Origin of the sequence: Actinoallomurus purpureus (assembly GCF_024055795.1) — a bacterium.
In the GTDB taxonomy this organism is placed as follows: domain Bacteria; phylum Actinomycetota; class Actinomycetes; order Streptosporangiales; family Streptosporangiaceae; genus Actinoallomurus; species Actinoallomurus purpureus.
Genome location: NZ_JAMXMY010000004.1, coordinates 107599 through 128952, shown reverse-complemented (window position 1 = coordinate 128952; position 21354 = coordinate 107599). Strand labels below are relative to the sequence as shown.

Below are 21354 nucleotides of genomic sequence, written 5' to 3'. Positions count from 1 at the left end.
ATGTCAACACGAAGCGCTGCGGCCGTCCCTCACGCGTGCGTTGACGTCGCCTCCGGTCATCTGATCGGCGGCGTGTTCATCATCGACCCGGCCGTCGCACCGGCCACGCCGAGCCGCACCCGGCCCGTGACCGTGGCTGATCCACGATCCGTCGTCGCCGCATCGCAGGCGGCCGGACGGCCCACCTGGACCCCGGCGTCCGCCCCGGCAGTCACCGCGCGGCGTTCCAGGCGGGCCGCCCCGCGTGCCGGTCGGACCCGCGTCGCGGTGCGCGAACCGGAGGAGGCCGGCGCGCCGAGCGGCCCGGTCCGGGATTTCGGGACGGGGCGGGACGGTGCGGTGGAGCTAGCGCACATCGCTCCGGTGCCGCAGGGGACGGTTGAGTGGCTTCGGCGGCAGGTGTTCCGGGTGGTGGAGGGCAACACAGAGCCGGATGCGCAGTTTCATGCCGATGTGGACCGTGTGCTGACGAGCCGTCTGCTGACCGCGGAGTGGACTCGGCTGTTCAGCACGTCGGGGTTGCCGTTGCGGGTGAAGTACAAGGGGCGGTGGTATCCGGTCTCGCTGCGGTTGTCGGCGACGTTGGTGGGCAAGGCGGACCCGGGGATGCCGTCGATGCCCGACGGCGGTCCGCCCGTGACGGTGCAACGCTGGGCTTTCGGTATCGGTGAGACGGACGACACTGCGGCAAAGGGCAGCGTACGGCCGGGCTCTGCCGCCTATACCCACTACTTCGATACCGACCGCGGCAAGCTGCACCAGGTGGCGGTCAGCCCACAGCTCAACATGGTCTACAACCAGGCCACCAGCGTGGTCACGACGGGTTCGACCATCCAGCCCATGGTCATCCTGCGCGTCCGGGAACGTACCTTCCCCTACGAGTACGAGATGACATGGCAGTTGCGGCCGGGAGACGCGACATCGGAGCTCTTCTCAGGCCGGGTGCCAGACGACGGCTGGCAGGCGGTGAAGGGGCCGGCTCCCGACAAACTGGTGGTGTGGTTCCCCAAGCACCTGTCGCAAGCGGTGCCGGCTCTCCAGGATCCGAACGATCCGGCGACCGTACCGGCGCCGGTCGAGCGGCTGCTGGACGAGGTACCGCTGTACGGCCCGGTGAACATCCCCGAGCACGACCGGCTGTTCGCCGACGTCATGGCCTCGTTCTCCGGCCACCTGGGCCACCTGTCCGACTGGTCGCGGGAGGAGCTGAGGGAGTTCTTCAGCGAGGGCAACCTCCGGGCCAACCTGCCGTCGGCATGGGGCGGGTCGGTGCCGTCGCCCACCTTGTACGCGAAGTCCGGGGCCGTGGTCGGGTATCTGAAGATCGGCCTCGACCTCGACGGGGGTGACCGGATCACGGGGCCGACGACGCAGAACGCGGTGGTGGAGACGTATGTCCTGCGGTCGCTGAGGATGCAGGGCAGTTCGTCGGTGACCAATGCCCTGGGGGTGAACCTGCCGATTCCGGGGTTGTCGTTCGTGCTGGGAGGCGACGAGGACCCGAAGACCGGGGTGGACGGTATCGGCGGCACCCTGACCGTCCAGGCCGGCGTGAACCACACGTTCGCCCACACGTTGAGTTCGGGTGGCAGCGCGCGGGTGGTGCGCTCGCTGCGGGCGGCCAAGCCGTTGTTCCAGGTGGCGCCGCAGGCGAGGGTACGGGTCACTCTCGTACGTCCGGCTGGTACGGAGGCGCATCCGGTGGCGGGCACGCCGCTGGCCGATGCCGGGAAACGGTACCCAGTGACCATGAAGGTGCCGTCGCTGGCGACCCTCGGGCATGCGCCCACGCAGCCCCGGTACCTGCCGGCGCATCTGGCGCATCTGCACTCGCTCGGGGTGTCCACAACGCCTTTGCAGGTCAGCGACGTAAAGCCGCTGTTTGATCAGGCGGAGCAATGGCTTGGTGAGCACGGTTTCCTGCCGTCGCAGTCCACTGTGGCAGCGGCGCTGGACACGGTCACCCAAAAGTCCGTCCGGGCCAGCCGACTGAACAACATGCGCAAACTGGACCAGGCGCGGTCGCGGTTGGGGCTGCGCTCGGAGCTGGAGGAGATGATCCAAGGTGGTGCCGGCATCACCTTCGAGCTGCCCACGACAACGGGTGTGTGGCGAGCGACGGTGAAGCTGACAGCCGAGCGCAGGTACACCGGGCAGGACGCCGAGGTGGAGCACTACTGGACCTTGCCTGATGTGCAGACGCTGAACTACACCGGCTCCACCATCGGCGGGGACGAGCAGTTCAGATCCGCACCGTTCGCGTGGAACGCCGGCGTCACCGGCTCGGTCACCAACCCGCTCAAGAGCAAGCAGGTCACTCAGCGGCTGAACCGGATCACGGGCGAGTACACCTACAACCGGCAGACGGCGAAGGTGAACGGGTCGAGCTCCGGCACCGGTCATGAGTACTACCTGCTGAGTCCCACCGCGGACGGAAGCCAGCTGTTCCTGGTCCCGGTCACCTATCGGATGGAGTTCTCCTTCAGCCACGGACCGGCCCCCGAGCCGGCGGAGGTCGCCGGCTCGGTGCGGCTGGCGGTCCCGACGTTCCGTACGCTGAGCGCGCCGCTCGCCGCCCCAGCCCCGCGGCCGGTGACCGTACGCGACCAGACGGACGAAGACATCGCTCGGCTGGCGTTGCCCGGGGACGGCCACACCTACCACGACGGAGTGCTGCGGCTGCCGGACACGGCCGTGCTGGAACGGGTCGAGGGCAGCAAGGCGCTGAAGGAAACCGTCCACAACATCCTCAACGACCTGGAGCAGGAAGCGGCCGAGCTGGAGCGCGCCGCGCAACAGACCGTGCCCCCGCCGATGCCCGGCGCCTGGCCGCACGATAGGCCGGACGACGCGGAGCTCGATCTGGAGGCGCAGGTCGGTCCGGACCGCCTGCGGCACGGCCCGATCCTGCCGACGCATCACGTACCTGCGAATACGACCGCACGTGCAGCCGAGGCCCCGGCCGCGTCTTCGTGGGCCAAGGCCCTCACCGACGCGGCCACGTCCGTGGCCAAGACCGCCGCCTGGGAAACGGCGAAGTGGACCGGGGCGGTGGCCGCGTGGCGGTTCGTGCGGCACGTCGCGGTGGGGGAGCCGGCCGCGAACGGGGAGTCGGCGACCGAGCAGGTACACCAGAACGCGCTGTCCCCCCAGCACCTGTCGGCGAATGCGCTGCGTATCTTCCGTGACTCCTACGTGGTCGAGGGCGGCGGCACGGCCGGCGCGATCGCGGGAACCGACGTCACGGTCGAGGTGACGGGGTACATCACCGACGTCCGGTTGCTGCCGCAGCCGCCGAAGCTGGACAGCGAGCGGTGGCTGCAGTCCACCAACTTCTCCATGACCACCGACTCCCTCACCGCGGGGCATCACCTCGCGGGGGCGGTGGCCGGTCAGTACGGCACCGCGCACCGGTCCTTCAACCCTGCGGGCACGTATCAGTTCGGTTCCTCCACGACCGACAGCTCGGTGGTGAACGACAACACCGGTGCGTTCCGGGTGACGACCGAAGACACCACGCTGGCCCACCGGTTCACCGCGAAGGTGGTCTACGCCGTCACCGTCCGCCGGGGGTTGGGCAACATCGTCGCCGGCACGCTGCGTCCCGGCCCCAGCCTGGAACGCACCCGCATGGTGGAGGCCCCCGACGGGCTGGAATTCCTACTCGTCGACAACGATCTGCGCAACCATCCCGAACTGCTGGCCATAGGCGACTTCCCCCCGCTGTCCGAAGGCCGGCCGCGGAACCGGATGCTGCCCCCGTGGTACATCGACGGCGGCGGCGCCATGGGTGCGGGCGCGGTTACCGAAGTCCACCTGCAAGGCGGCAGAAACGCCCTCCACAACGCCGTGATCGCCGCGGTGGAGGAGCAGGCTCCGGGAGTGACCCGGCCCGGTCACGCCACCTATCTGCGCAATGTGCTGACGCGGATCAACGAGCACACCTCCACGCTGGGTCTGCGGACCCTGCCCAACGCTGGACCGAACGGCCACACCGCCTTCCACTTCATCCACCGCTCCTGGCTCGGGCCCCGGCTGGTGGAGGTGGCGTTCACCGCCCGGCCCGCCCCGGGCGTCGACCTGGCGGGGATACGCGGCCGGATGGTGGATCCGAACTCCGGTGTGGACAACGTCTTCGGCCGCTCCAACGGTGACGGCGCGGCGCTCAAGGTGCCCGGCGCGACCGGGGTGAGCACCACCCGGACCACCAGTCACGAGATGGACTTCGCACCGCTGGGCCAGGTCAGGGGCAACCAGGGCCGGCCGACCCTGCGCCTGTCCGGTAACCGCACCACGACCGACCTCCAGACCTCCGCCCGCGAGCTGCGGACCTGGAAACGTACCGTCAACAGCGTCGAGTTCAACGAGGTGCCGTACGCCTACGCGTGGATCGTCAGCTCCCGTCCGCTGGACGAGGCACTGCTGGTGCGCCTGGTCGGCGCCGGGCTCAACGGTCTCGTATGGGCCGGGCGGGCCACGCGCATCCTCAACCTGCTCGACCCGGTACTCCAGCACCTTCCACGTCCCGTCAGTCAGGCGACCGGCTGGCAGCCGGCGTCGGTGAGTCTGCGGTTCGACGCCGATGAGGCGCCGGATGACGGCGGCTACCGCGCGGCATCGGTCCAGCCCGGCCTGTATGCCTTCGACCCGACCGTCACCCCCGGTCCCACACCGGGCGGATACGTCATACAGATCGGCCCGGACGAGGTCCCCGCTGATGCGCGCGGGTTGCTCTCCGGCCCGCAGTGGGTCCCCTCACGGCCGTTCCAGATCTACGACTTCGGCGGGATACGGCAGTTGGGCCAGGCACTACGGAATGTGGACCCGTCGCTGGAACAGGATTTGGCCCCACAGACCTCCCAGTCGGCCGAGGGTATGTTCCTGCGGCTCAACCAACTCGTCGCCAGCAACCGGCTGACCCTGCTCGAGCCCGCCGCCACCGCCCCCATCCTCGGGCGTCGCGGCGGCAAAGGCACCTCGATCAAGGTCACCTTGTACTCCCCCCGTCAGGAGACCACCAGCAAAGACGTCGCCATCGACCGCGTCGAGCTGTCCACGGACGGGTTCATCAGCCAGACGGACAAGTCCACCGCCTTCTCGCTGACCTTCGGTGGTTCGCCGCTGAAATCCGACGGGACCGACCGCGGCGGCCCGTCCATCCCCCTCCTCGGTGGCACTGAGCATTTCGGCCAGATCTCCAACTTCTCCAGCCAGCGCCGCGAACTGTTGCGCATCGGCACCCCGAAGGAAGGCGCCGACGGCTCCGGACACACCGGCCACCGTATCCGCGCCGTCGCCGTACTGGAGGTACGCGGCCCCTCCGGCACCCGATGGGTCGTCGGAGACCTGCTGCTCCGTACCACCGAAACCCCGGCCGACGAGTCCCGCATCACCACCGGTACGGATGAGGCACCGTTCGTGGACCGGCCAGGGCAGGTCATGGCCAAGGCCGCCGGGTCCGAACCTCTCGACTGGAAGAAGAGCACGCACAGCCTGCCGGGGCGCCCGAACGAACCGGAGGCGTGCGTTTCTGTCGCAGTCGTCGTCCTGGTGCCGGCGGTGGGCCGGTGACCGGGGCCTTGGGCGCTGTTCCCCGACGACGCCCCATCGAAGGGGTGGCCACAGGGGCGTCACAGACGCCAGCGGAGAGATCCGCTACAGTGACGCGCCAGTCACTCGATGAGCCCAAAAGTGTACGGTGCCCCGGAAGGTCGGAAGCGTCGCCCGTCTGCTCTGGTCACCGGGAAGGCCAACCGTGTCGATCATCTCGCTGGGCCGCGGCGTCAATGGTGGATTCGCCGCTTGGCGCACGTCACGTTATTGCACTGCGGCGGGGAACAACGCGTGTGTCCAGGCCTCGGCCGCCATTCGTCACCCTGATGGCCGGTTCAGCCTCACCGCGGCGGGCGCGGACCGCAGCGATACAGCGACGAGGCTGAATGAACGGCTGAAGAAGGTCCTCCCGCCGTTCGAGGGAAATTCCGTCGACTGTGTCATCCGCATGGAGTCTGTGCGCGCCGACTTCTACAAATCACCTCGGGTCATGCGCGATGATTCCGCGCTGGGCACCGGCCGGCACCAAGACGCCCTGGCCTCGGCCGTGGGTGGCGTCTGGCAGCCGGTGGGGAGCTCGCTCGAGATCGTGATACGGCGGCTGGAAGAGCTCGGCCACGGGGCGGCCGCGTTCGTTCTCACCTCACCACCAGGTGACCAGAACCGGCACGGCTTCGTCCTGCGCAATGAGGACGGAACGGTCTTTCGGATCGAGACCCAGGAGACTGAGGGCGGACGGGTCAGCCCGGCAATAGTGCAGGGCTGGACCAACCCGGTCACCGGGCAGCCGATGGCGCCCTCGATCGGGACGCGAGTCATCGTCGTCGACTCGTCGGGCCGCGCGGTGCCCCTGGCCGAAGACCTGGTCTCCGTGGCGAGAACCGTGGACGCGGTGGTGGACCCGTCGCGTGACCTGAAGTACAAGGCCATGGGCGTGGAACTGGAAGTCGGCTTCATCGTGCATGGTCGCAACGGCGTGCCGCTCGACCACGAAACCATCCTCATGGAGGACGACAATCTGGGGATCAAGCTGATAACCGACAGCTGGGAGGTGGTTGTCGCCGGCGGACGTTACTTCCCGTCGCAAGAAGCGGCGCTCGCCGCCCGCGTGGGAAGGGTGACCAGGCAAACGGTCATGATCGTTGAGATAGTGAACAAACCCCCTGTCGGCGTCATCCTGCCGGAGGAGACCAACCTGCCGTCACTCGAGCAGGGTTACCGGAGCATCCGGGAGGTTCTGCGGATCCTACGCACGGCACGGCCCCACGGTGGTGACGCCGGGCCCGGCCGGCCAGGGACCTCTCTGCTGGACCTGTTCCCACCCGCGCCCGGGCGGCGATTCTTTCGGGAGTCAGCTCAACTTTCCATTGTGCCTGGCCCCTGGGGCACACAGTGGGGCACCCCGCAGATATCGGTAGGCCTGCCCGGGGAAAGCATCCCGGCTTTTCAGCGATTCGCTGCGCGCCATAACGGTGGCTTTCCCTTCATGCAGAGATACCTGGCATCGAGCCTGGGATTCGCTGCGTCCGTCACCCGCGACTTCATACAATTTCGGATCAAGAGCGACACCTCGGTGGACAGGTATGCGGTGGTGGCGCTGGACTATACGCCGGCAGTCAGTCTGTTCGCCTCGGCCATGGAGCTCTTGGCCTCACACGCCTATGCTGAAGTCCACACCTACCTAATAAATCCCGGCGGCCGAGCGAAGAACAATGTTCATGCGACATTGCGCACCTCATTCTCGGGCGTCCTGCAAGCGCTTCCCGTCGCAGCGCGAGAATATATCTACAAGAATGCCCGCCCCATCAAAACGCGACTGCGAGAATATATCGAATATGACTTCGCTCAAGATATTCGGCGTCACAAAGAACAGCGCATTCGGCAGAATCTTCCCGCCCTCGACATCTTTAAATATCCGTTGCAGTACCAGGACGAACTGACCCTGGACGACTACGTCAACAACATGTTGCAGCCGAGGCACCGGCGACGAGTCCACGTCGACCAAGCGGACGCCATGAACGTCCGGACGAACTTCGACAGCGCCGACACGAACGACGGCCGACTCACGCATCCCCTCATTGTCGTGGAGTGGCGTAACCTTGGTAAGCGGTGGTTCTCCATCGATGAGGCCGAAGAAAAGTACCGGGCCGTCGCCGACTTCGCGCAGCTGGCTTATGCAAACAGGGAAAAGCTTGCCCTGAACGAACAAAACCCGAAAGGCCAAAAATTCACCGAGGCGTTGAACGCCGCAGTGGGCCATCTGAGCGGTCTGCCGAGGGACGGCGGCCCGGTGTCACAGGTTCGCGAACTCCTGGAGGAGGTCGTCGACGGACAGGCCGAGTCGCTCCGTACTCCGATAACCCGAGACGAGGTGACCAGCAACATCATCGCCGACACGGTGCTAGCCCTTCATTCGTTCTCCCGGTCCGGTGATTGGCAGGCGAGGCCGCTGAGAGCCGCGCTCGAGGCTCTCAGGATGCAGGTCTCCCTAACCATAGGGCCGAGAAATCGCAGCCGCTCTGGGGCGGTCGGCCTTATGCACCGAGTCAACGGGATCATCGACGATCTGCGGCGCCGGGAGATGGACCATCTGCTGGTGGTGTTCGCCGACAGGCAGCGCCGCCTACTGCCCGGTCAGCGTGCCGACCTGCATCGGTTTGCGGCGCACGTCGCCGACCAGGCAAGGAGAGGGTCGCGTCTGCGCGTGCGCGTGGAGAGCCCTGATGGCGATGTGGCCTCCCACGGGCTGTTCCGCCGGCTGTTCCGCATCGGCCGTAGCGTCCCCGCGGGGGAGATCGTGGCCGGCGCTGTGCGGCTGCTGATCTACGGAGAGCTTTCGATGCGCGGTATGGACCCGGCGGTGGTCGCGGTCCAGACGCGGGCGCGGTCGCTCGATACGTCCGCACCACGACATGGTGCCGGGCGTCCCGTGTGGGTGTCGGTCGCGCCGGTGTCGGTGCCGGAGCCGGTGCCGGTGAGCGCGTATCGGCACGGTGGCCGTTCGCAGCAGGCCGGCCCCGGTCGTTCCGGGGTATACCGGAGTGCGAGCGCCGGCGACGGTATTCGAACTTACGGCATCCGACGCGGGGTGCCGATGGGGCGGGTTTCGTTCCAGCCTGTTCCATTCCGACCGACGCCGATGAGGGGAGGCCGGTCGTTGCCGGTTCCCCCGTCCACCGCGGGTGATGGTGACCGGTCTTGGGTGGTCGCCCGGTTGCGGCTTCCGCGGAATACAGACGTGGTGACGCCCAGGCGTGGTGACGGCCCATGGGCCGGGATCAACCGTCCGGTCCCGGGGGTCACGACGCAGCCGTCGATCAACCAGAGCGTCTCCGCCCTTGAGGAGGGGGCGGTGGCGGCCAAGCTGGCCAGGTTCGTCGCGGAGCGCTATCCGGTGCTGCACGCACTGAACCCCACCGGCAACACGATGAACTGCAACCAGGCGGTCGTGGCCGTCGACTACATGCTCAACGGGGACGCGCAGGTACGGGTGCCGCCTTCCGGCACCGGCGGCTGGTACGGGCTGGACCTGCTCCAGGACCGGTACGGGGGCCACTGGGTGCAGGTCGACGGCTACGACGACATCATCACCCGCATCGCCGATGAGCCTGGCAGCCGTGGCGTGGTCTTCATCGGCGCTCGCCAGGGTGACCCGCACCTCTTCAACGTCACCCACACCGACGTCGGCGTGGTGTTCCTCGACGGCCAGATCGGCGGCCTGGCGGCGCTGCCGGCCAACGCCGTCGAGGTCGGGCTCATGATGTACCACCCCAGCGGCAAGGCTGAGGGGACCGCCGATCTCGAGCCCAAAGCGCTGCAGTGGACGAAGAGCACCCACAGCATGGCCGACAACAACGGCGAGAAGTACTGCGTCGAGGTCACCTCGATCGGCGGGACCGGCAAGCGAAGCCGCACGCGCTTCGGAGGTCCGACCCCGTCCCGCGGAACGTCGTCGCCGAATAGCTAGGCCCGAACTTCGCCGTCTGGCCCATCGACACTCCGCCCACCAGTTGGCGGACGGAGCGGTCGTCACCAAGCGCCACCGTCACATCACGCTGTCCTGTCGCCGCCGTCGGGCAGGTGTCCGACCCGGAGGACGCCTGGGATCCCACCGAAGCGTTCGGACCTCTGTGCCGATGCGGAATCCATAAAGTGTCCACTCGTCATCAAGTGGATCACCCTAGCTTGAGTTAGTGTCGCGTGAATACGAGAGCATCGTGGATCGCAGACTCGGCGTGAGTCGACTTCCATCGCCGGGCTCACGCCCATGGCATGTGTGTTTTCCGCCGACAGAAAGCAAGGTCAAGAATGGCCACGATCACGACTACAGACGGTACGGAAATCTTCTACAAGGACTGGGGCTCCGGTCAACCGATCGTCTTCAGTCACGGGTGGCCGCTGTCGTCCGATGACTGGGACACCCAGATGCTCTTCTTCCTCCACCATGGTTATCGGGTGATCGCCCACGACCGGCGCGGGCACGGCCGATCGGCACAGGTCGGCGACGGTCACGACATGGACCACTACGCCGACGACCTGGCGGCCTTGACCGAGCACCTCGATCTGCGGGACGCCGTCCACGTCGGGCACTCCGCCGGTGGCGGCGAGGTGGCACGCTACATCGGCCGTCACGGCGAGAGTCGGGTGGCGAAAGTGGCGCTGATCAGCGCTGTGACGCCGTCCATGCAGCAGACGGAGGCCATCCCGGACGGGCAGCCTCAGAGCGTCTTCGACGGCCTGCAGGCCGGGCTGGCCGCCAACCGCTCGGAGTTCTTCCGGGACGTGGCGTCCGGCCCGTTCTACGGCTTCAACCGGCCGGGCGTCGAGCCGTCCGAGGCGGTCATCGAGAACTGGTGGCGCCAGGGCATGATGGGTGCTGCGAAGGCCCACTACGACTGCGTCTTCGCGTTCGCCGATGAGGACTACACCGAGGACCTCAAGAAGATCAGTGTGCCGGTCCTGGTGATGCACGGCGACGACGACCAGATCGTTCCCTACGCCATCACGGCGCCGCGAACGGCCGAACTGGTGCAGAACGGCACGCTGAAGACGTACGCGGGCTTCCCGCACGGTATGCCGACCACTCAGGCCGACACGATCAACGCCGACCTGCTGGCCTTCATCCGCTCCTGACCAACCGTGAGGCCGTACTCGCCTGAGCTCGCTGCACCCGGGCTCAGGCCAGGCGGCTGGTTGTATGAGAGCTCGCTGATGAATCGCCGGCCCAATGCGGCGTCAAGAATCCCTGCACTTGCTCTCCAGTCGTACGTCTCATACTCGCCTCGCCGCCGACGTTCGGTCGGCGGCGAACATCTATGAAGGAGAAAAGACAGTGCGAAGGAAACTGATCGCGCTTGCGCTGGGCGTTGCGGCGGCTGTCGGCGTCGGCGCGGGTCTCGCCGAGACGGTGACGGCACATCCGGCAACCGGCCACGTCGCCCTGCGTACGCCGCTCGTGCACTAGGTCACGTAGTCACTGCTGGCGCCTTCGCCGACGCCTCCAGCTTCGCCCGGGTCATTCCCGAACTCCTCGCCGACGGCCTGTCCGTGGTCGCGGCCGCGGTGCCCAATCGCAGCCTGGTCGGCGACTCCGACTACATCGCCTCCGCGGTCCGGCAGATCCCGGGACCGGTGGTGCTGGTCGGGCACTCGGTCGAGCGTTTCGGCTACCAGCGGGCGGGCATGACCACGGTCGAGGCCGCCTCCTCGCACCTGGTGATGCTGTCCCAGCCGATGCGGGTCGCCGACCTCATCCGCGAGGCAGTGCGCACCGTCACCGGCTGACCCGGCGATCTGGGGCGCTGTCCGTGCTCACACGCCGGGTGGCGCCCCCAATGCGAAGGCAGTTCCGTCTTCTTCTCACCCTCCACCCCGCAGAACATGGAGTCACCATGCCTCTCCGTCTTCGTCGCCGTGCCGTCGGCACCGCGGTCGCTGTCGCCGGTCTCCTCGCCGCAGGCACGGCCGCGGCCCTTCCGGCCGTTTCGGCACCAGCGCCGACGCCGGCTCACGCTGTGCGCGCTGAAGCCGCGCAGGCCAAGCCGACGATCGTGCTCGTGCACGGCGCCTGGGCCGACGCGTCGAGCTGGAACCCCGTCATGAGCCGCCTTCAGAACGCGGGTTACACGGTCTACGCTCCCCCGAACCCACTCCGTGGCGTCCAGTCGGACGCGCAGACCATCGCCGACTTCGTGAACACGATCCCCGGCCCGGTCGTCCTGGTCGGCCACTCCTACGGCGGGTTCGTCATCACCAACGCCGCCGCCCTCAGCCACAACGTCCACGCGTTCGTGTACGACGACGCCTACATCCCCGCCAAGGGCGAGACGGTGTCCCAGCTCAACTCGGCCCGGCCCGGTTCGTGTGTGACCGCTGCTCCCAGCACGTTCCTCAACCTCGTCCCTTACCCCGGCGGTCCGAAGGGCGACGTGGACGCGTACCTGAAGTACGCCCCCAACGGCAGCTACCAGGGCTTCGAAGGCTGCTTCGCGAACGGCGTCCCGTCGGCGCAGGCACGCCTGCTGGCCGCCGGCCAGCGGCCGCTCGCCGTCAGCGCGACCTCGGAGCCGTCGGGCGTCCCCACCTGGAAGACGATCCCCTCGTGGGCCGTCGTCGGCACGGCGGACAACGTTATCCCGCCGGCAGAGCTGCTGTTCATGGCCAACCGGGCCGGATCCCACGTGGTGAAGGTCCCGGCCGGTCACCTGTCCCTGCTCACCCGTCCCGGCACGGTCGCGGACACGATCATCGACGCGGCCCGCGCCGTCGGCTGACGTCCCCTCGGCCGCCCAACGGCGGATCCTGACCCCTCTGCTCGTGAAGGCCGACCGGTACCACCGGTCGGCCTTCGCCACACCACGCCATCGATCCCAGGGAGACGCCTGTGTTCCAGCGCCGACAGGCTGATCGAATGGGCCCAGCGGGTGCTGCGCGTGATCGTCCGCAACCCGCAGATCAGAGAGAATGCAGTCCGGCGAGGACCCTCGAGAGTATTTCCTCGCCATGCGAATACTGGGATGGCTCCTCCGGGGCGTGAACGCTCAGGATGCCTCTGTCCTGCAAGTCGCCGAGGAGCACGTGCACAACGCCCAGTGGAAGGTTCATGCCGGATGCCAGGTCGGCGACGGTGATCGGGGATTGGCAGCGTGCCAGGAGGCGTAGGTGTTCCGCCTCCAGGCGCGCGCGATCGACCTCTGATGCGGAAGAACCGACCACGATGGCGAGTAGATCGAATGATTTCCCTGGCGACCCGGTCCGCCCTTGGGTCACCGCGTAGGGCCGGACGACCGGCCCGGCGGCGCCATCAAACCAGCGGTCATGTTTGGGCGGGTTCACTGAGCATCAGATCCCGAAGGGTGCTTCACTTCCTGGCCCTGGTGGTATGGCCAAGGTGCCGAGCGGACACATCTAACCAGCTAGCTGCGGCAACTACTTTGATGTTTCACTCTTCGAAATTCTCTTCACGTCCTCGGAGCCATCCATTTTGAAACGATTCCAGGCGCGACCGTACTTCCGTCGGAGGGCGCGTGTTGGCGGGGTCGTTTCGGGTCGGTTCATGTTTGGCATGGTCCTTACGCAGTTGCGGCGCCATATTTGCTTGGCGGACCCGGCGGGGCAATTTACGGACCGTGCTCTCGGTCCGCCCGTCGATGGACGGAGGAGGCGAAATCTGTCCGACGTCGGCGGACGTGTGTTCAGCCGTCACATTCGAGTCAGGCGGTGGCGGAGTTGCCGTCTCCTTTGAGATGCCGGCAGGCACCGGAGGACGCGACTCCAGGCTTGAGGCGGGGAGCCGGCCGGATTTGGCGACTGGCTCATTGGACAAGCCGTTTTCATCGGCGGATCCCCGATCGCGGGTGATCAGGTCGGATGGAATCAGGGCGACAGCCTGTACTCCGCCGATGGGCGATGACCTGAGTGTTACGCGGATTCCTCTACGAGAGGCGATCCTTCCGACGATGAACAGCCCGAGCCGGTTACTGTCGGCGAGATCAAATTCCGAAGACGACGTCACCCGCGCGTTGGAATCGGCCAACTCTTGGGAATTCATCCCGATGCCCCCGTCCTCCACCTCGACCACGTAACCGCTGGCCACAGGTTCTCCGCGCACACGCACATACGTCTCTGGTGGTGAAAAGGAAGTCGCGTTCTCGATAAGTTCCGCCAGCATATGGGTAACGTCGGCGACAGCCTCACCCACCAGTGCGGCGGCCGGCCCCGTCTCCACAATGACACGGGTATAGTCCTCGACCTCGGCGATCGCGGCCCGCATGACATCACGTATGGGCACCGGGTTGTGCCAGCCGCGGGCTGGTGGCACGCCGGACAAGATCACCAAGCCCTCGGCGTGGCGGCGCATACGCGTCGTTAGGTGGTCGAGCGCGAAGAGGTCTTTCAAGGCAGCCGGCTCGGTTGCTCGCAGTTCCATGGCGTCGAGCATGGAGAGTTGGCGGTGCAGCAAAGTCTGATTCCGCCATGCGATGTTGCGGACGACCTGGTGGATGCTTTCCCGTAGATATGCCTCATTGATGGCCGCCTCGATAGCGGTTCGTTGCAGGGTGCTCAGCGCATCGGCAACGTTTGCGACTTCTTTGCTCGTGCCGATGTAAACGCGCGGCGCTTCGGCGGTGACGTCTACTCTCTTGTTTTCTCTAAGGTGCTTGATCACCCTGGGGAGGCGCTCGTTGGCCAGATGGAGCGCGGTCCGCTGAAGGGCGGTCAGCTCACGGGCTAGGCTTCGGCCGAACCGTGCTGAGACCGCGATAGAAAGCGCCACGGCGACCAGGCCAAGTCCGCCTGCGGCATATAGCAGCAACATAATTCTGTCGCCGATGGGCTTGGCCTCGCTGGCCAAAGCGACGCCGGTCCGGGCGATCGCTTGCTGCAATGCCGCCATGACCGATCCGGTGGCAGCCCGCCAGCTAAGCGCCGTCGGCGCCAACGAGGCTCTCGCACCACCGGCGATAACGGCGCCTTCCAGTGTGCGAAGGGCAGCGAAGCTTGAGGAAGCGGCCAATTGGCCGAGTGGGGCCCGTAGGCTCGGGGTCAGATCTGCCATTCCGGTATCGAACAAATAACGTTCGTTGTTCGCGGTCTGCACGAACATGGCGTACTCCGGGGCGGTCAGCTTCCCGGTCCTACTGGCCAGAGCCCCGGTCACCAGTGCATCCTCGCGCGCCAGGAGTTCTTCGGCCTTGCTCACATTGACGATCGCGAGACCTTCGCGGTAGACGTTCAGATCGTTGATCATCACGAGGCCACTGTAGAGATGCATGAACGAGTCGATCAACGCGCCGTAATCATCGATCGCACGCAGCGCGTCTACCGGTCCGGCATCGACCCGCAGACGTATGTCGGGCAGCCCGGCGAGTTGCTTCAGCAACTCGCCGAGCCGCTGTCTGGTCAAGGGGCTCGACGTGCGGCGAGCAGCAGATGACAGCACCGATCGACGGAAGGTCTCCACCATCGCGTCCGTGCCCGCCCGGCTGCGTACGACCGACGAGCGCCCCTGCGAACGAGCCGTTGCGACATACGGCACCGATGTGCCCCGCTCCAGTTGGAGCGCGAGTGTGAGCGGCATACCCGGCATGGCGATCTTGTGGAACGTGGTCGACGCGTCGTACTTAGCGAGGGCGTCTCGGGTCGTCACGTAGGCGCCGAACGACCAAATTACCGTCAGTGATGAAAGAGGCACCAAAAGTAGCGCCACTAGACGCAACCGCAGCGAACGGCGCGTAGAACGCTTGTGTGTAGCCATGACAGCCCTATCGGATTCGTATGGGCGCATGACAGGCGCAACATCAGCGCAGGATCGCCCAATGCGGCTGAGTTCACCATCTAGCCGACAATCGCCACAAGCGCCTCAAGTGCCACAAAATGGACTCAGTGTGTCAGGGGCGTAGCCGGGGTTGCTGGTCATCGATGGTGAGGACGGCCGGGTGGGCCCGCGTTCCGCAGACCCCACGCTCGTCGACCGCAGAGAGAGGGAGGCAGGCGTCTGACGTCGTCGGCGTACGCGGCGCATTAGGCCGGCTGGAGTGTTTGGAACGCCGTGGTCAGCGCGGCGGCGTATCGGTTGTTCCAGCGCGCAGCCGCGGCGACGACAAGGATGGTGTACTGATGCCCATTCGCGGTGAAGGCGCGGCCATAGCCGTGCAGCCTGTGGTGGCGGCCCCGGGCCGAGGTGAACTCGATGTCGGCCGTTGTCCAGCCGCGGGCGGAGAACGGCTGGCCCCACCGCAGAACGCGCATGGTGGGGAACGTTGATCGCTGAATCATTTCACGCTGAAATCTTCGCCAGTGTTCGACGGGGTCGGGCACGTCCCAGTGGGCGGCGCTCACCTGAACATAGGCCCCCGTCTTCGGCTCGGTCCATCGTACGGAAGCGGCGGTCAGCGCCTTTCGCCGCCATTTGGCCGGTACGTCGAGCGTCGTCATGCCGGGGCCGTTCGCCTGCCGAAAACCAGCCGCTACGGCGGAGGCCCAGTTGCTGCCATGGTCGGTCTTCTCGCCGGGCGGGCGGAGTGCGACGAAGCCCGCCCCGGCCACGGCGAGTACGGTCAGCGCCGCCAACACCGGCGTCCTCCATTTCCTGGTCCGTGACGGTTTTCCCGCAGGCGGAGCCGCTTCCGGCGTAGGCTCGTTTTGCGTGTGCGGTTCGATCGGGTTTTCTGGAATGGGCGTGTCTGGACTAGGAGATGTCTGCTGGAGGACTTGGGCGAGTCCTTCCGCCGCCTGCTCGGCCGACATCCGAAGCGTCACGTCCTTGGTCAGGAGGCCTCTCAGCACAGGGGTGAGCGGCCCGGCGTGGAGTGGCGGGGTGGGCTCATCGCTGTAGACCGCCTGAAGCGTCTCCATGGCGGTGCCGCGAGAGTAGGGCGGCCGTCCCTCGACGGCGGTGTACAGCGTCGCTCCGAGGGACCACAGGTCGGAGGCGGGGCTCGCCCATTCGCCGGCTACGCGTTCCGGGGCGATGAAATTCGGAGATCCCAGGACCGTGCCGGTGCGGGTGAGGGCCTGTTCGCCCTCGATCGCGGCGATCCCGAAATCGGTGATCACCACGCGGGAGGTCGCGGCCACGTCGCCGGATTCGGTAAGGGTGAGTAGCACGTTGGGCGGCTTCACGTCGCGATGCAGGATGCCGGCCGCGTGTGCGGCTCGGAGTGCGGCCAGCATCTTGACGCCGATCGCGGCCGCCTGCATCGGTCGCATCCTGCCGTTGGCTCTGATGACATCGTGCAGCGAGCGGGCATGAAGGAGTTCCATGACGACGCAGGGCTGGCCGTCCTGTTCAAACACATCGTGAACGGTCACAATGCCGGGATGGGACAGCCGTGCGGCCGATCGTGCCTCTCGTAGCGTCCTTTCGTAGAGCACCTGACGCTCGGCCGTTGTCAGGCCGGGCGGAAAATGGACCGTCTTGACCGCAACTTCGCGGTTGAGTCGCTCGTCGAGCGCGCGCCAGACGGTTCCCATTCCGCCGTTACCGACGCGCGACAGCAAACGGTAACGTCCGGCCAGAACCGAGTCTTCTCTCAACTGCATGGTGGGCATGATTTTTCGATGCAATTAATATGGCAGCGTGTCAAAGCCGAACCTCAGCGGACGATGGCGAAGACGATCAGATCGGCCATGACGGTCACCACTATTGCGACTAGCAATGCCGATTGCAGAGTCGGTCGTCGCCTGGGTGACTTTACCGATGGCTCTGGCGCGACCGGCGCAGACGACACGAACAACTCGGAGAACTCGGTAGTTGAGTCGGAGGGGTCATTCATGACCTGTTCGAGCATGGCTGCGGCCTCCGTGGCCGTTAGTCGCTCGTCGGGGTCCTTGCAGAGGAGGCCATCGATCACGGGTTGGAGGGGCCCGGCCTTCTCGGTCGGAGCAGGGTCATCCTTGAGTACGGCGACCAGGCTCGCCACCGGCTCGGGCCGCTTGAACGGCGGTTTCCCCTCGACCGCTTCATACAGCGTGGCACCGAGGGACCAGAGGTCGGACGCGGCGACCGAGGGTTGGCCGTCCACACGCTCGGGCGCCATGTAGGCCGCGGAACCGGTCAAATCTTCGGTCTTGCTGGTGGTCGCGTCGCTGTGCGCGCGGGCGACGCCGAAATCGGTGAGCACAGCGCGCAGGGACCGCGACTCGTCGACGAGCACGTTGCCCGGCTTGACGTCGCGATGCAGAATGCCGGCCTCGTGCGCAGCGAGGAGCGCGTTCGTGATCTGCAGCCCGATCTTCGCGACAACAGGCGGCTCCAGCGGGCCGCGCTCGTCGATCAGGTCCCTGAGCGAAGGAACGTGGATCAGCTCCATGACGATCCAGGGCCGGTTTTCCTCCTCGACGACGTCGTAGATGTTCACGATCGCCGGATGAGACAGTCGGGCGGCCAGCCGGGCCTCTTGAAGCGTCCGCTGGTAGACCTCGTCATACTCGGCCGGTGTGAAATCGGACGGCAAAAGTATGGCCTTGACCGCGACATCGCGGTCAAGAAGCTCATCGTGAGCATGCCAGACCGTGCCCATTCCGCCGCGGCCGATCTGTGATAGCAGACGGTAACGCCCACCCAGTGTGGAACCTTCTCCTAGTGACATGACCCCTATAAGTACCAAATCGTCAGCTCTATGCGGAGCTGGAACGCCTTGCCGAACGTCAGGCAAAGGACGTGCTTGATCACTGGGCGGCGCGAACGACTCCATTCACCGTCGTCGCGGAGCAGCCAGTCTACGGTTCGAGTCGGCTGCGGCATAGTGAATGGGTGCCACAAAATAGAACGAGAATGTCATGTGTGAATGAGTTCCCGCCGGGCGCGGAGGCGAGCCGTCATGTGCTTAATGTGATGCAACTCATGCAACTCATGCAACCCCTTACCGGCGCAGCACCACTTGCGGATGTCGCGAGCGACGCGGGACCGAACGGGAATCACCTGCCGACGCTGCGATGGTCGGCGTACGAGGCAGGGATCGCTCCGGACGGGCGCGAGGCCGATGACGCTCTGCGGGACTGCCCGGACCTGCTACGTGAATTTCCGGCACACTTCGGCGACCTCGACGCAGAGTTGGCCGTCACTGAGGGAGCTGAACTTCCACCTGAGGCCATTGTCGTCGGTCACGAAGCTGTCATGGACGCCCGGTCCGGAGCCAGCCGTGTGTTCTGTCGGGGTGCCGGCGCCGTGCTGCGGGGGGACGATACCGGATGTCGCGAGATCCGCGGTCACGACGTGTGAGTCGGTCAAGGGATACGGGCTCCGTGAAGAACCGGCGGGATTCACCTCGTGTGTCGGTGTCTGCCAGTCCTTGCGGAAAGTCGGCCTCCCGCCCCGCATCCGCGGGGGAGCGTTACCGCGGGCGATCTGTTGGGCGATGGCGTTCGCCCACTCGGCGCGGTTCTTTGGCAAGGGCGTGTTCTGCACCAGCACTTTCCGACCGGCTTCATGCACAGCGTTTGCGTCGACGTTGTCGCCGGTCCAGCCCAGGGTTCGGTCCGTGCGTAGAATGCCGTTGACGAATTTCAGCAGGTCAGGGTCATTCCGATGCCTGAGCCAGCCGCTCACGCCCCACAGAATCCGCTGCGTCTCCTCGACGGGCCCGTAAGTGTCCGGGACTGGGTGGACTGGCCCGATACCGTCAGCCACCTTCCTCAGGGCTTTGGCGAGCGATTCGGCGTTTGCGGCCGGATCGTGGAGGTACGCGCCGAGTTCCGCGAGGATCGCCTGGACTTCTGAGGCGGTCAATATCGGAGCCGCGTTATCATCGACCACCTCCAGTGCGCGGAGGGTGTCACGCACTGCCGGATTCGTGCTGGTGCTCAGCTCTCTTGCCAACCGCCGCCGGTGCTCGGTCCGTCGTGGATCGTTGTGTTCGGCATCCCGCATCGTGCGCGCGGACTCATAACTTTGGGTTGCCAGCTGTTTCAAGTCCGTGAAGGTGGCCTTCACGTCATTGAGTGTGCGGGCCCGCCGGTGGCTGGACCGTAGTTCGAGCAGCACCAAGGGGGTCCGAAGCCCACGCTGCGCGGTGTCGAGGTTGGCGAAGCGGGTACGCACGCCGAGGGCCTGGTACTGGTCGACGATATGCCCAGGATCGGGAAGCAGGGCGTTGTCGAGGTAGTCACCGATCGTGGCGTTGCTCTCGTCGTCCAGTCGTACCTTCAGGGCGTCACTGGTCAGCCCCGGTCTTTCGACGCCCGCTGTGCGAAGCAACTCCGCGCGGATCTCCGCCGCGCGGTCGCGTAGGAAGTCTTGGACCGGCTGTGGCAGTGCTGCCCGCCATGCCGCGAGATTGGTACGCAGGGCGACGGAGGTACGGTTCTTGATCATCTCCGGGTCCTGTGAGCCACCCGGGAAGGCTGCCGCGACCTGCGTGTACACGGTTGCCAGAAAGAACCTGAGCATGGAGACGTCTCGTTCGTCCAGCAGGTCGGCGGTGGGCGGCGCATAGCGCGTGCCGTGATACAGGGATATCATTTCCCCGGAAAACCGGATGCCGTCCGAAAGTCGCCTCTTCCTTATCGGGTGCCATTCGTTGTCCCGAACGTGCTCAAGAAAGGACACCCCGCTTTCGAGTGGCATTCCAACGGTATAATGCATGTAGAGTTCTGGTCTGATACCGTCTATTGTGGGGTCCGGTATCAGGAGAGCGTCTTCGGCGTCGTGGGTATAGGTGAACCGGTCTTTGGGGAATATCTCCTCAATCGGAGTGCCTTGGGGGGAGTGTCTCATTCGAGACAGGGCGCTTTCGACGGCGGCGAAGACCGCACCTGCACTTCGCCGCGCACGCTCTTCTCCGGGTAGTACCGCTATCGGCGCGGTGACGATCTCCAGGATCGGCCAATGGGTCCACTCCGCCACCTCCTTTCCAGCGCCGAGCAGGTTATCTTCCGATTTGTAGAACGTACCGTCCTTGGCCTTATAGGCACCGTTGTTGTCGAGGACTACCTCGAACGTGCCGTCTTTTGCGATGATCTGGAAATCGTCGCCGGTTATCCCTGGGCGGAGTGTGACGCGCGGTAGGAGTTCCGCCTCGAAACCGATCGCACCGCCCGGCAGGACCGGGAGCGGTTTGCCGGCGATGTGGTGCGCGACCCATTGCGCCCGCCCCCGCGGGTTGCCGGGCGGCCTTCTGCCCGCCCGTTCCAGCTCTCCCAGCGCGTTTTGAACGTCCTTCCCGTCGATGTCCTGGCCGGTTCGTCCAAGTTGGCGCAACTGTGTGTTGGTCTCGTGCAGGAGGAAGTCATGCGGCTTGCCCGGCGAAGTGCGGTCGGGGGTCGTCGCGATATGGCCTCGACCGGCTCCTTGGGGCCCACGGTGCGTGCGCAGCACGCCAGGGCCGACGGCTGAGCTTCCGCCGGGTTCATTGGCCGGCGCCGGCGGTCGTGATCGGGCGCCTGGTTTTAGATGGTGGAACTGGCCTTCGTGGTCGATGACGCCGGGCGCCGCTTCGACGCAGGCCCCAGCAGTGTGAGCCGACTTACGCCACAATCGAAGGTTTGCGCCCGGCCCTGTCCCAAGCCCTGCGAGTGTCTCCGCGGTGGACGCGACGCCCGTGCCTTGAGCGGTCATGGAGAACTCACCGGGCGCCGTCGTGCTCTACGACGCAGCAGCCGGTTCCACGGGCTGCGGTCAGTCCGGCGTGGCCCGGGCATGGTACCGGACAACACTTCCCCATAGATCGAGTAGCCATCCGATGGCTGCAGGATGGCCGCTGCATAGACAAGTAAGAAGCGTTGTCCGCTCGACCTTCTTTGCAACAGCGTGCTCAAGTCTGGCGTGGCGCCATGGCTTCAATAAAGAATATGCGCGTC

The 21354-nt window shown here is 66.1% G+C and carries 11 protein-coding genes; 6 read left to right on the top strand and 5 right to left on the bottom strand.

Annotated features, from left to right (window positions below; all coding sequences use genetic code 11):
* The first annotated feature begins 72 nt into the window (after nucleotides 1-72).
* From NE236_RS10210 to NE236_RS10190, 6 genes are all read left to right on the top strand, one after another.
* Nucleotides 73-5571, top strand: coding sequence for a hypothetical protein (locus NE236_RS10210; RefSeq protein WP_252841640.1), 5499 nt, complete (start codon nucleotides 73-75; stop codon nucleotides 5569-5571).
* Nucleotides 5572-5755: 184 nt separating this feature from the next.
* The gene (locus NE236_RS44385) at nucleotides 5756-9520 is read left to right on the top strand and encodes a toxin glutamine deamidase domain-containing protein (RefSeq protein WP_252841639.1); all 3765 of its coding nucleotides are present in this window, start codon (nucleotides 5756-5758) and stop codon (nucleotides 9518-9520) included.
* A 341-nt stretch (nucleotides 9521-9861) separates the two neighbouring features.
* Entirely contained in the window at nucleotides 9862-10686 is an 825-nt protein-coding gene (locus NE236_RS10200; protein ID WP_252841638.1) for an alpha/beta fold hydrolase, read from the top strand.
* A 199-nt stretch (nucleotides 10687-10885) separates the two neighbouring features.
* On the top strand, nucleotides 10886-11017 hold the full coding sequence (locus tag NE236_RS43405) for a hypothetical protein (RefSeq protein ID WP_289850193.1): 132 nt from the start codon (nucleotides 10886-10888) through the stop codon (nucleotides 11015-11017).
* A gap of 98 nt (nucleotides 11018-11115) precedes the next feature.
* Nucleotides 11116-11337: a hypothetical protein gene (locus NE236_RS10195; protein WP_252841637.1), complete on the top strand. Its 222-nt coding sequence runs from the start codon at nucleotides 11116-11118 to the stop codon at nucleotides 11335-11337.
* Nucleotides 11338-11567: 230 nt separating this feature from the next.
* On the top strand, nucleotides 11568-12326 hold the full coding sequence (locus NE236_RS10190) for an alpha/beta fold hydrolase (RefSeq protein ID WP_252841636.1): 759 nt from the start codon (nucleotides 11568-11570) through the stop codon (nucleotides 12324-12326).
* Nucleotides 12327-12507: 181 nt separating this feature from the next.
* Here NE236_RS10190 and NE236_RS45020 read toward each other — a convergent pair whose 3' ends face one another.
* From NE236_RS45020 to NE236_RS10170, 5 genes are all read right to left on the bottom strand, one after another.
* Entirely contained in the window at nucleotides 12508-12888 is a 381-nt protein-coding gene (locus NE236_RS45020; RefSeq protein ID WP_372494297.1) for a DUF742 domain-containing protein, read from the bottom strand.
* Nucleotides 12889-12994: 106 nt separating this feature from the next.
* A complete protein-coding gene (locus NE236_RS10185; RefSeq protein ID WP_252841635.1) occupies nucleotides 12995-15310 on the bottom strand; it encodes a sensor histidine kinase in 2316 nt (771 codons plus the stop codon).
* A gap of 266 nt (nucleotides 15311-15576) precedes the next feature.
* Entirely contained in the window at nucleotides 15577-17106 is a 1530-nt protein-coding gene (locus NE236_RS10180) for a serine/threonine-protein kinase (RefSeq protein ID WP_252841634.1), read from the bottom strand.
* A gap of 44 nt (nucleotides 17107-17150) precedes the next feature.
* Nucleotides 17151-18146 (bottom strand): serine/threonine-protein kinase, encoded by a 996-nt coding sequence (locus NE236_RS10175; RefSeq protein WP_289850191.1) that lies wholly within the window; start codon nucleotides 18144-18146, stop codon nucleotides 17151-17153.
* 422 nt (nucleotides 18147-18568) lie between these two features.
* Nucleotides 18569-21112, bottom strand: a complete 2544-nt coding sequence (locus tag NE236_RS10170) for a hypothetical protein (protein WP_252841632.1) — start codon at nucleotides 21110-21112, stop codon at nucleotides 18569-18571.
* Between the last annotated feature and the right edge of the window lie 242 nt (nucleotides 21113-21354).